The following is a 10592-nucleotide window of genomic DNA, read 5'->3' as shown; positions in this document are numbered from 1 at the left end:
CACCACTGTGCCGTACCGGACTACTTCTTCTTCTCGATGCTCTTCTCGAGCGCCTTCAGGTTCTTCGCGAGCTTCTTCTCCGCCTTCGTGCCCTGCTTGCGCGCGGCCTCGGCACGCAGACGGGCCTTCTCCGCGGCGACGTGAGCCCGAGCGTTCAGGATCGCGGACTGCTCCTCGGCGAGCTTGGCCCATTCCGAGCTGCGATCGACCGTGGTGTCCCACAGCTTCGAGCCACGCTTGCGGGCGACGTCGGCGAGTTCGGGGGTGCGCTCACGCGCCAGCCCGAGCAGTTCGGTGCCGCGTTCGCGGGCGCCCTCGGCGAGTTCGGGGGCGCGTTCCCGCGCGACACCGAGGATCTCGGCGCTGCGATCGCGCGCACGCTCGGTCAGCACCGGGCCGCGGTCGCGGGCGACCTCGAGCAGTCCGCTGCCCCGCTCGCGCGCCGCCTCCGCGAGTTCGGGTGCCCGTTCCTTGGCGATCTCCAGGAAGTGGCCGCCCTGCTCGCCGGCTTCCTCGGTCAGCGCCTTCACCCGCTCGGCGACGGTGTGCAGCGCTTCGGCGGTGTGGCCGTCCGAGGAATGGCTCGGCAGCGCGGCGGCCACCGACTTCTGCGCGGCACGCGCGGCGCGACGGCTCCGCCAGCCGAGCGACGGCTTGCCCTCGGTGTCCACGGCGGCGATGAGCAGACCACCCATCAGGCTCACGTTCTTGATGAGCTGGGTGCGTTGCTGGGCGCGGGCATCGGGGTCTTCGACGTTCCAGAAGTCGTGTCCCGCAACGGTTGTCGGCACAAGGCTGCCGATCAGGGCGAGAGCGGACAGGCGAGGCGCCTTGCCGAGTGCGAACAGGGTCCCGGCGCCGATCTGCACTGCGGCGTTGATCTGGACGAGAGTCTCGGGATTGCTGGGGAGCCGGTCGGTGATCGACGCCGGCAAGGCGTTCACAGCCTGATCGAGCCCGGGCTGCGCGGCACCTGCTTTCGGCTCGGGCTTCCGCAGGGCGTCGATACCCCCGGCGATGAAGATGGACGCGAGCATGGGCCGCGCAATTCTCCGGACGAGCATGTGGTTCCTCCCGTGGTCGGCTGTGTTTCCAAACCCTGACACAGGTACCCCGAGCGTCACGGGAATATGCGCGAAGCAGGGTCGAAGGACACGAGGCAGTATTTCGGACCGTACGGAAATCGGGGAAATGCCGAATGGGACGCCGATGGGTGCCACCCCTCCGCGCTCACCTCGACGGCTGTTCCTCCGCGCGGGCGGGCGCGACCTGAGGCGGCCGATCCTCGGTAGTCAGGGGTACTTCCGCGACGGTCTCGAACAGATGCGGACCCGACGCGGTCTCGACGCTCCGCTCGATGGTCAGGCGCGCGGCACGTCCTCGCGTCCGCAGGGTGGCGATCTGGTTCCCGAAGCTCGGACCTGTCATCTTCGACCACGAGAACGACGCCTCGGGAACGGCCGTCACCCGGCCGAGGAGCAGTCGCACGACGCGCTCCGCCACGCGGCTCCACGCAGCGCGGAAGGCGAGTCGGACGGCTGCCGGGACGTGGTTGTGCACGGGCGAACAGGTCAGCTGGTAGACCGCGCCGGCGGTCGGCGTCGCGAATCGGACGCGGGCGGCGTACGCATGGTGCACGTCCCCCGAGAGGACGCAGATCGTCGCGGGCGTGCGGCCGGACGTTCCGGCGCGATCTCCGGCGGCAACGTCCCGCAGCAGCCGTGCGAGTCGCTCGAACGAGTCGCGGAAGGCCGACCAGTGTTCGAGATCCGCGGCGCGGCGGAGTTTCTCGGCCCAGCGTGCCCATCGGTCACCGCGCGCACCGGATGCAAGTTTCTCGTCCCACGCCTCGAGGTCGTGCATCGCGCGGGGGAGAAGCCACGGCAGCGACGTGCCGATCAGCAGGTGGTCGTAGTTGCCGTCGGTCTGCTCCTCGATCCAGTCGAACTCCGGATCGGACACCATGTCGCGCCGGTCGGGGGTGAGCACCCGGCCGCACCGCGAATCGATCACCAACAGACGCACCGGTCCGAAATCGCGGCGGTACGACCATCGCACCCCTTGACTGCCGTCGGCTTCCTCGTCGGCACCGGACGCGAACGCACGCAGGATCGGTTCGGCGTCCCCGGCGCAGTTCCGCACCCGATCGTAGAGGGGCTCCTCGTCCAGTTCGGCGGGGGAGAGGTTCCCGAGATGCTGATAGATCCAGTACGACGCCAGCGCCCCGACGATGCGTTCCTCCCACCACGCGGAGGCCTCCACCTCCCGGCGCCACGAATAGGAGGTGTTCCAGTCGTCGTGCACGTCGTGATCGTCGAAGATCATCGAGGTCGGCACGTTCGACAACAGCCATCGGACGTTGTCCTCGGACCACGACCGGCTGTACAGCCAGGTGTACTCCTCGAAGTCGCGTACCTGGGCGCCGGGCGGTTCCGCCAGATCGTGACGCTCACCGACCCGTCGCTTCATCTCCTCCGACAACTCGTCGGCGTAGACCTGATCTCCCAACAGCAACAGCGCGTCGGGCCATTCGTCGATCGGCAGGGAACGCATACGCTGCGCGTAGGCGACGAGGGCATCCTTCCCGAGTACGGCTGTCGGTTCCGCACTCTCCGACGCCACCCGGCACGATCCGAAGGCGAGCACGAAGCCGTCGGGGTCGTCTCCCGCGGTCCTGATCAGGGGCGGTGCAACGCCGGCGGGCGGCCACACGACCCGGCCGTCGAGATCCACCTCGTAGGGCGTCACCGATCCGGGTTCGAGGCCTCGGACGGTGACGAGCGCGTAGTGGTGTCCCGCGACCGTCCATGTGGGTTCGGAACTGCCGAGCACGCGCACCGTGCAGGGCTCGGACGTCTCCACCCAGATCGTGGCGTCCGTGTCGCCGATGTGCCGAAGCACCGGCCCCAGTACGAGATCCGCCACAGTGTCAGGCCTCCGTGCTCGTGCGAGCTCGTCCGGTTTTCGAGCGTACTCGCGGCAGTGGCGCACAGGAGGATTCCGGCGAACTCCGATCCCCGTTCGTCCTCCGGGACTCCGCGACGGGGCGCACCCTGGAACGGACGCAACCGCATCGGCCCCCTCGGGTCGGTGCCGCGCTGGAAGGGGGCCCGGACATGACCGACGCGGAGGATCCGACCCGCTGGGATCGGCTCGACGACGAAGAGAAGAGACAGGCGAAGGAGAAGGCCGAGGAGATCGACCGCATGTACGAGCCGGGAGCACGACCGACCACGGTCGTGCCGGGCACGAACGGGATGGTCTCGGGAACGGCCTTCGCGGACACGGTGGGCGAGCGCTCGAACGACGCCGAGCAGGTCGACGGAGAGAACGGTGAGTCGGGCCCGAGTGCGGAACACGCACCCGAGTGAGTTGCCTCAGCGACCGGTACGAAGATCACCGTCAACGGAGCGTTGTGCCAGGCAGCTTGATGGAGCGGCGTGTACCGCGACCGACCGCCGGGTCGCCACAGGTTGGGCCCGAGGTGCGAAGCGGTGGTGTCGAGGAGTGAACACGGTCGACCAATCCGCCTTACGGGCGGCATCGGCCAGCGCGTGCGCGGTTACGAGCCGTCGCCAACGAAACGGTCCGAACTGCCGTGCCAGACTGCTTCGGGTGAGGGGGCGGTCATCGGACGGCACCTGCCGACCACCGAACGACGTGTGCCGCGTGCAGAACAGTCACCAACCTCGTTCGCGCCACTCGCCGAGATGCGGACGCTCGGCTCCGAGGGTCGAGTCCTTGCCGTGGCCGGGGTAGAAGATCGTCTCGTCGTCGAACCGGTCGAAGATCTTGGACTCCACGTCGCCGAGGAGCGATCGGAAGGCGTCGTCGTTCGGGGTCTTGCCGACCCCGCCGGGGAACAGCGAGTCGCCGGTGAAGATGTGCGTGCGACCCGTGCCCTGTTCCGTGAGGACCAGCGCAACCGACCCCGGAGTGTGCCCTGAGAGGTGGATCACCTCGAGATTCAGCTCACCGATCTGCACGGTGTCACCCTCGGCCAGGATCCGATCGGGCTTCACCGGCAGGGGACCGGCGTCGAGCTCGTGCGCGGCCGTCGGCACACCGGTCTCGGCGGCGACCCGCTCGAGGCCCTGCCAGTGATCCCAGTGCTGATGGGTGGTGACGATCAGTTCGAGCTGCTGCGCATTGTCGCGGAGGAACTGCACGAGACGGTCGGGTTCGTTTGCGGCGTCGATGAAGACGGACTTGCCGGTGGCGTCGTCGGTGACGAGATAGGTGTTGTTGTTCATCTCGCCGACGGCGAGTTTGACGATGCTCGCTCCGGGAATCCTTCGGCGTTGCGCGGGTCCGCCGGGAGTGACGTCGCCGGAGTAGGTGTCCTCGATGATCACGGGCTGCTGCGTCATGCAGCCAACCTACCTTCGCGTGCACGCGCGTGAGCCCCGGGCGCGCGGTGTTCGTCACGGAAACCTGTCGGTACCCGCGCCTACCATGGCTGAGGGCCGAACTCCGGCCTTGTCTACAGGAAGGATGTGGCGTGGCAGACCGCCTGATCGTGCGTGGAGCCCGGGAACACAACCTGCGTGGTGTCGACCTGGACCTGCCGCGCGACAGTCTGATCGTTTTCACCGGACTGTCGGGTTCGGGCAAGTCGAGCCTCGCGTTCGACACCATCTTCGCCGAGGGGCAGCGGCGCTACGTCGAGTCGTTGTCGGCCTACGCCCGCCAGTTCCTCGGACAGATGGACAAGCCGGACGTCGACTTCATCGAGGGCCTGTCGCCCGCGGTGTCGATCGACCAGAAGTCCACCAACCGCAACCCGCGGTCCACCGTCGGCACCATCACCGAGGTCTACGACTACCTGCGTCTGCTCTACGCGCGGGCCGGCACCCCGCACTGCCCGGTCTGTGGTGAGCAGATCTCCCGGCAGACGCCGCAGCAGATCGTCGACCAGGTGCTCGAGATGGAGGCCGGAGCCCGATTCCAGGTCCTCGCACCCGTCGTGCGCACCCGCAAGGGCGAGTTCGTCGACCTCTTCGAACAGCTGACCATCCAGGGCTACTCCCGCGTGCGCGTCGACGGGGTCGTCCACCCCTTGTCCGATCCACCGAAGCTGAAGAAGCAGGAGAAGCACGACATCGAGGTCGTCGTCGACCGCCTCGCCGTCAAGCCCAGCGCCCAGCAGCGCCTCACCGACTCCATCGAGACCGCGCTGCGGCTCGCCGAGGGTGTCGTCGTGCTCGACTTCGTCGATCGCGAGGAGGACGCCCCCGACCGCGAACGCCGGTTCTCCGAGAACCTGGCGTGCCCGAACGCGCACCCGCTGTCCATCGACGAACTCGAGCCTCGGTCGTTCTCCTTCAACTCCCCCTACGGCGCGTGCCCCGAGTGCGCGGGTCTCGGCGTGCGCAAGGAGGTCGATCCCGATCTCGTCGTGCCCGACCCGGATCTGAGCCTGGCCGACGGCGCGATCGCGCCATGGTCGATGGGCCAGAGCGCCGAATACTTCGGCCGACTGCTGTCCGGCCTGGCCGACGCCCTCGAATTCGACATCGACACCCCGTGGCGGAAACTGCCCGCCAAGGTGCGCAAGGCCGTGCTGGAGGGCAGCACCGAGCAGGTGCACGTGCGCTACAAGAACCGCTACGGCCGCGTTCGCTCGTACTACGCCGAGTTCGAGGGCGTCATGCCGTTCCTGCACCGCCGCCTCGAGCAGTCCGAGTCCGAGCAGGCCAAGGAACGCTACGAGGGCTACATGCGGGAGATCCCGTGCCCGGCCTGCGCCGGTGCCCGCCTTCGTCCCGAGATCCTGGCCGTGACGGTCAGCGCGGGCGACTTCGGTGCGATGTCCATCGCCGAGGTGAGCGACCTGTCGATCGCCGAGTGCGCACGCTTCCTCGACAGCCTCGTCCTCGGCGCGCGCGAAGCCGCGATCGCCGGGCAGGTCCTCAAGGAGATCCAGGCCCGGCTCGGCTTCCTGCTCGACGTCGGACTCGACTACCTCACCCTCTCGCGCGCCGCGGGCACCCTCTCCGGTGGTGAGGCCCAGCGCATCCGTCTCGCCACGCAGATCGGTTCCGGTCTCGTCGGCGTGCTGTACGTGCTCGACGAGCCGTCCATCGGTCTGCACCAGCGCGACAACCGTCGTCTCATCGACACCCTCACGCGACTGCGCGATCTGGGCAACACGCTCATCGTCGTCGAGCACGACGAGGACACCGTCCGTGCCTCCGACTGGGTCGTCGACATCGGACCGCGCGCGGGCGAGCACGGAGGGAAGGTCGTCCACAGCGGCACCTACAAGGAATTGCTCGACAACCCCGAATCGCTCACCGGTGCCTATCTGTCCGGACGCGAGGAGATCGAGATCCCTGCGCTCCGGCGGCCGATCGACAAGGGCCGGCAGGTCACCGTCGTCGGTGCCCGCGAGAACAACCTGCGCGAGATCGACGTGTCGTTCCCGCTCGGCGTTCTCACCTGCATCACCGGTGTGTCGGGCTCCGGGAAGTCGACGCTCGTCAACGACATCCTCGCCACCGTGATGGCCAACAAGCTCAACGGCGCGCGGCAGGTCCCCGGACGGCACACCCGCATCAACGGACTCGACCAGCTCGACAAGCTCGTCCAGGTCGACCAGTCGCCGATCGGCCGCACCCCGCGGTCGAATCCGGCCACCTACACCGGTGTGTTCGACAAGATCCGCAGCCTGTTCGCGTCCACCACCGAGGCGAAGGTGCGCGGCTACCAGCCGGGCCGGTTCTCCTTCAACGTCAAGGGCGGCCGGTGCGAGGCGTGCTCGGGCGACGGCACGCTGAAGATCGAGATGAACTTCCTGCCCGACGTGTACGTGCCGTGCGAGGTGTGCCACGGCGCCCGCTACAACCGCGAGACGCTCGAGGTGCACTACAAGGGCAAGACCATCGCCGAGGTGCTCGACATGTCGATCGAGGAGGCCGCGGAGTTCTTCAAGCCGGTCACCTCCATCCACCGCTACCTCAACACGCTGGTGGAGGTCGGTCTCGGTTACGTCCGCCTGGGCCAGCCGGCGACGACCCTGTCCGGTGGTGAGGCGCAGCGCGTCAAGCTCGCCGCAGAGCTGCAGAAGCGCTCCAACGGGCGCACCGCGTACATCCTCGACGAGCCCACCACGGGTCTGCACTTCGAGGACATCCGCAAGCTGCTCGGGGTCATCAACGGTCTGGTCGACAAGGGCAACACCGTGATCGTCATCGAGCACAACCTCGACGTCATCAAGACTGCCGACTGGATCATCGACATGGGTCCCGAGGGCGGTTCCGGTGGCGGCACGGTGGTCGCGGAGGGCACTCCGGAAGAGGTGGTCACAGTGGAGGAGAGCTACACCGGACGCTTCCTCGCGGAGATCCTCGATGGACGAACCACCGCGCCCACTCCGACGCCGGCACGCAAGCGGGCGGCGAAGACGACCAAGGCGACTGGTAGCAAGGCTGCTGCGACGAAGACGGCCGCCACGAAGACGGCAGCGAAGGCGAAGACCACCAAGAAGAAGGTGGCCGCCGCGAGCTGACGAGCCGAGCCGCCCACCTCAGCGGTGGGCGGCTCGGTCGCGTCGATCGTGAAGTAAGGCGTGGATCGTGACGTAGGCGAAAAGTGCCGGTTCGGCTCAGTAGACCGGGCCGGTGTACTTCTCGCCCGGGCCCTTGCCGGGCTCGTCGGGCACGGCCGACGCCTCGCGGAAGGCACGCTGCAGTGCCTGCAGTCCTTCACGCAGCGGACCGGCGTGCGGACCGAGATATTCCACCGACGAGGTGATCAGGCCGGCGAGGGCGGTGATCACGCGGCGGGCCTCGTCGAGGTCGAGTCGTGCGCTGCTGTCGGGATCCTCGTCGGCGAGACCGAGCTTCTCGGCAGCCGAACTCATGAGCATCACGGCTGCGCGGCTGATCACCTCGACGGCCGGGATGTCGGCGAGTTCGCGCACATCCTCTGCCGCAGCGTCCTGATCGGGGGTCTCGGGAGCATCCGTCATAGCGTCGAGCATAGGGTCGCGCCGTTCGTCGCCGCCCGCGCGGGTGGGGCGCCGACGCGCCGATTCGTCGTCGACGTGGCTTTTTGTTAGACTTGATCCCACGACCGCCCGCGGTGATCCTCCGTGGGCAGCAAAGTGGAGTCCGACTCCCACCTCTGGCGGCACATCGATGCAGCTCAGGGGTCCGGTTCTCCGGGTGCGGAAGCCCCGGACGTCCGCCCTTCATCGGGCGGTGCGGATCACCCGGCGCGAGCCGGTTGGCCGTCGACCGGTCGGTATCGGACCCCGCGTGGAGCCTCGGCACCACAGCGGGGTCTTCTTGTCGAGGAGTAGGGCCACGTGCTGCGGTGCGGTCAGACCGACCACACCGCTCTACCTAGGAGGCCCCATCAGCGCTGAGACCCGCATCAACGAACGCATCCGAGTTCCCGAAGTCCGACTCGTCGGACCCGGCGGTGAACAGGTCGGAATCGTGCGTGTTGAAGATGCCCTCCGCCTGGCAATCGAAGCCGACCTCGACCTCGTCGAGGTGGCACCCGACGCCCGGCCGCCGGTCTGCAAGATCATGGACTACGGCAAGTTCAAGTACGAAGCCGCGCAGAAGGCGCGCGAATCGCGCAAGAACCAGCAGCAGACTGTGATCAAGGAGCAGAAGCTCCGTCCGAAGATCGACGACCACGACTACGAGACCAAGAAGCGCAACGTCGTGCGCTTCCTCGAAGCCGGTTCGAAGGTCAAGGTCACGATCATGTTCCGCGGCCGCGAGCAGTCGCGCCCCGAACTCGGATTCCGGTTGCTGCAGCGCCTCGGCGCCGACGTGGCCGAACTCGGTTTCATCGAGACCAGTCCGAAGCAGGACGGCCGGAACATGACGATGGTGCTGGCCCCGCACAAGGGTGCGAAGACCCGCGCGAAGGCTCAGGAAGCCGCGCAGGCCGCACCGGCGAAGTCCGCTCCGCGCCCGGCAGCCTCCGCAGCCCCGTCCACGGAGTCCGCGCCGGCTCCCGAGACGGGCGACGCCCAGAGCAACTAGCCCGCTCAGGCAGCACATCCGGTGCTGTCCGTGAGCACCGATGTACGCACACGACAAGAACTGAGGACTCCATGCCCAAGTCGAAGACCCACAGCGGCACCGCGAAGCGATTCAAGGTGTCCGGTAGCGGAAAGGTCCTGCGCCAGAAGGCGGGTCGCCGCCACCTGCTCGAGCACAAGTCCTCGCGGGTGACGCGTCGCCTCGACGGCAAGGCCGTCGTCGCCGATGCCGACGCTCCGCGCGTCAAGCGCATGCTCGGGCTCTGAGCCTCTCCGACCGATCCATCCGGGGACACCTCGTTCGTCCCCCGAACTCTGACAGGACACATAACCAGTGGCACGCGTGAAGAGGGCCGTCAACGCCCAGAAGAAGCGTCGTTCGATTCTCGAGGCCTCGAAGGGCTACCGCGGACAGCGCTCGCGCCTGTACCGCAAGGCCAAGGAGCAGCAGCTTCACTCGCTGACCTACGCCTACCGCGACCGTCGCGCCCGCAAGGGTGATTTCCGCAAGCTGTGGATCAGCCGCATCAACGCTGCTGCCCGCGCCAACGACATCACCTACAACCGCTTCATCCAGGGCCTGAAGGCCGCGGGTGTCGAGGTGGACCGCAAGATCCTCGCCGAGCTCGCCGTCTCCGACGCCGAGGCCTTCGCCGGCCTCGTGGCCGTCGCCAAGGCTGCCCTGCCGGCCGACGTCAACGCTCCGGCTGCCTGAGTGCTGCCCTGAGCTACGACAACATCCAGGAACGACCCGTGGACCCGCTCACCGAGCGCACACCACGGGTCGTTTCTGCTGTGAAACTGCTCCGGACCGCCGAGCGTCGCAAGACCGGGCGGTTCCTCGCCGAGGGTGAGAACTCCGTCACCGAGGCGCTCGCTGCTGCACGCGTGCACGAACTGTTCGTCACCGAGGCGGCCGCGGGCCGGTACGCGACGGTTGTCGACGAAGCGCGCCACAAGGGTGTGCGGGTGGGGATCGTCACCGAGCGGGCCGCCGCCCGGTTGTCCGACACCGTCACCCCGCCCGGCCTCGTCGCCGTGTGCGACACCCTCGACGTGCCGCTCGCCGAAGCGGTGACCCCGCGGTCGCGGCTGCTCGCCGTGCCCGTCGCGGTCGCCGAACCCGGCAACGCCGGCACGCTCATCCGCGTCTCCGACGCCGTCGGCGCCGACGCCGTGGTCCTCGCCGGCGACAGCGTCGACCCGCACAACGGCAAGTGCGTGCGCTCCTCGGCCGGCAGCATCTTCCACCTGCCGGTCGCGCGCGAACGCGACACCGACCGGGTGCTGGCCGCGCTCGCCGAGGCCGGCGTGCAGATCCTCGCGACGGCCGCCGACGGTGAGATCGACCTCGACGACGCCGACGAGTTGCTCGCCGCGCCCACCGCGTGGCTGTTCGGTAACGAGGCCCACGGACTCGATCCGCAGGTCGCCGCCCGCGCCGACCATCGCGTCCGCATCCCCATCCGCGGACGCGCCGAATCGCTCAACCTCGCCACCGCCGCCTCGATCTGCCTGTATGCGAGCGCGCGGGTGCAACATCGGGCCGCTCGGCCCATCACATAGGATTTCCCCGGTGCGCCGCGGC

10 protein-coding genes are annotated in these 10592 nt (G+C 68.2%); 6 read left to right on the top strand and 4 right to left on the bottom strand.

The genetic code is table 11. From position 1 onward, the window contains the following. Positions 1 to 20 precede the first annotated feature (20 nt). Both ACNJ7K_RS10345 and ACNJ7K_RS10340 read right to left on the bottom strand, forming a co-directional pair. Complete coding sequence (locus ACNJ7K_RS10345; protein WP_174247030.1) at positions 21 to 1064, bottom strand: DoxX family protein; 1044 nt, start codon at positions 1062 to 1064, stop codon at positions 21 to 23. Between the two features lie 166 nt (positions 1065 to 1230). Continuing rightward, positions 1231 to 2925 (bottom strand): alkaline phosphatase D family protein, encoded by a 1695-nt coding sequence (locus ACNJ7K_RS10340; protein WP_487041605.1) that lies wholly within the window; start codon positions 2923 to 2925, stop codon positions 1231 to 1233. Between the two features lie 191 nt (positions 2926 to 3116). On the opposite strand from ACNJ7K_RS10340, the gene ACNJ7K_RS10335 reads away from it, so the two are divergent. Further along, positions 3117 to 3371: a hypothetical protein gene (locus tag ACNJ7K_RS10335; protein WP_120284349.1), complete on the top strand. Its 255-nt coding sequence runs from the start codon at positions 3117 to 3119 to the stop codon at positions 3369 to 3371. 309 nt (positions 3372 to 3680) lie between these two features. On the opposite strand, the gene ACNJ7K_RS10330 is transcribed toward ACNJ7K_RS10335, so the two are convergent. After that, positions 3681 to 4370, bottom strand: a complete 690-nt coding sequence (locus ACNJ7K_RS10330; protein ID WP_120283031.1) for an MBL fold metallo-hydrolase — start codon at positions 4368 to 4370, stop codon at positions 3681 to 3683. Positions 4371 to 4501: 131 nt separating this feature from the next. Between ACNJ7K_RS10330 and uvrA the strand changes: the two genes are divergently transcribed. Next, positions 4502 to 7510, top strand: a complete 3009-nt coding sequence (uvrA, locus tag ACNJ7K_RS10325; RefSeq protein ID WP_487041604.1) for an excinuclease ABC subunit UvrA — start codon at positions 4502 to 4504, stop codon at positions 7508 to 7510. Between the two features lie 96 nt (positions 7511 to 7606). On the opposite strand, the gene ACNJ7K_RS10320 is transcribed toward uvrA, so the two are convergent. Beyond that, positions 7607 to 7972: a DUF1844 domain-containing protein gene (locus ACNJ7K_RS10320; RefSeq protein WP_487041603.1), complete on the bottom strand. Its 366-nt coding sequence runs from the start codon at positions 7970 to 7972 to the stop codon at positions 7607 to 7609. 319 nt (positions 7973 to 8291) lie between these two features. On the opposite strand from ACNJ7K_RS10320, the gene infC reads away from it, so the two are divergent. The 4 genes from infC to ACNJ7K_RS10300 all read left to right on the top strand — a co-directional run bounded on the left by infC (position 8292) and on the right by ACNJ7K_RS10300 (position 10570). Then, a complete protein-coding gene (gene infC, locus ACNJ7K_RS10315) occupies positions 8292 to 9005 on the top strand; it encodes a translation initiation factor IF-3 (RefSeq protein WP_080597679.1) in 714 nt (237 codons plus the stop codon). Positions 9006 to 9076: 71 nt separating this feature from the next. Beyond that, positions 9077 to 9271, top strand: a complete 195-nt coding sequence (gene rpmI / locus ACNJ7K_RS10310) for a 50S ribosomal protein L35 (protein WP_006553978.1) — start codon at positions 9077 to 9079, stop codon at positions 9269 to 9271. Positions 9272 to 9338: 67 nt separating this feature from the next. Next, on the top strand, positions 9339 to 9719 hold the full coding sequence (rplT, locus tag ACNJ7K_RS10305; protein WP_006553977.1) for a 50S ribosomal protein L20: 381 nt from the start codon (positions 9339 to 9341) through the stop codon (positions 9717 to 9719). Between the two features lie 38 nt (positions 9720 to 9757). Further along, the gene (locus ACNJ7K_RS10300; protein ID WP_487041602.1) at positions 9758 to 10570 is read left to right on the top strand and encodes a TrmH family RNA methyltransferase; all 813 of its coding nucleotides are present in this window, start codon (positions 9758 to 9760) and stop codon (positions 10568 to 10570) included. The last annotated feature ends 22 nt before the right edge of the window (positions 10571 to 10592 follow it).

The sequence above is a fragment of the Rhodococcus shunpengi genome, assembly GCF_048381395.1.
GTDB lineage: Bacteria > Actinomycetota > Actinomycetes > Mycobacteriales > Mycobacteriaceae > Rhodococcus.
The sequence above is the reverse complement of the archived record's forward strand: the minus strand, read 5'-3'. Positions and strand labels throughout refer to the sequence as shown.

Excerpts from the sequence above, each read along its gene's own strand:
- ACNJ7K_RS10345 (WP_174247030.1), bottom strand. The coding sequence starts at position 1,064 with ATGCTCGTCCGGAGAATTGCGCGGCCCATGCTCGCGTCCATCTTCATC.
- ACNJ7K_RS10335 (WP_120284349.1), top strand. The coding sequence starts at position 3,117 with ATGACCGACGCGGAGGATCCGACCCGCTGGGATCGGCTCGACGACGAA.
- ACNJ7K_RS10330 (WP_120283031.1), bottom strand. The coding sequence starts at position 4,370 with ATGACGCAGCAGCCCGTGATCATCGAGGACACCTACTCCGGCGACGTC.
- ACNJ7K_RS10320 (WP_487041603.1), bottom strand. The coding sequence starts at position 7,972 with ATGACGGATGCTCCCGAGACCCCCGATCAGGACGCTGCGGCAGAGGAT.
- rpmI (WP_006553978.1), top strand. The coding sequence starts at position 9,077 with ATGCCCAAGTCGAAGACCCACAGCGGCACCGCGAAGCGATTCAAGGTG.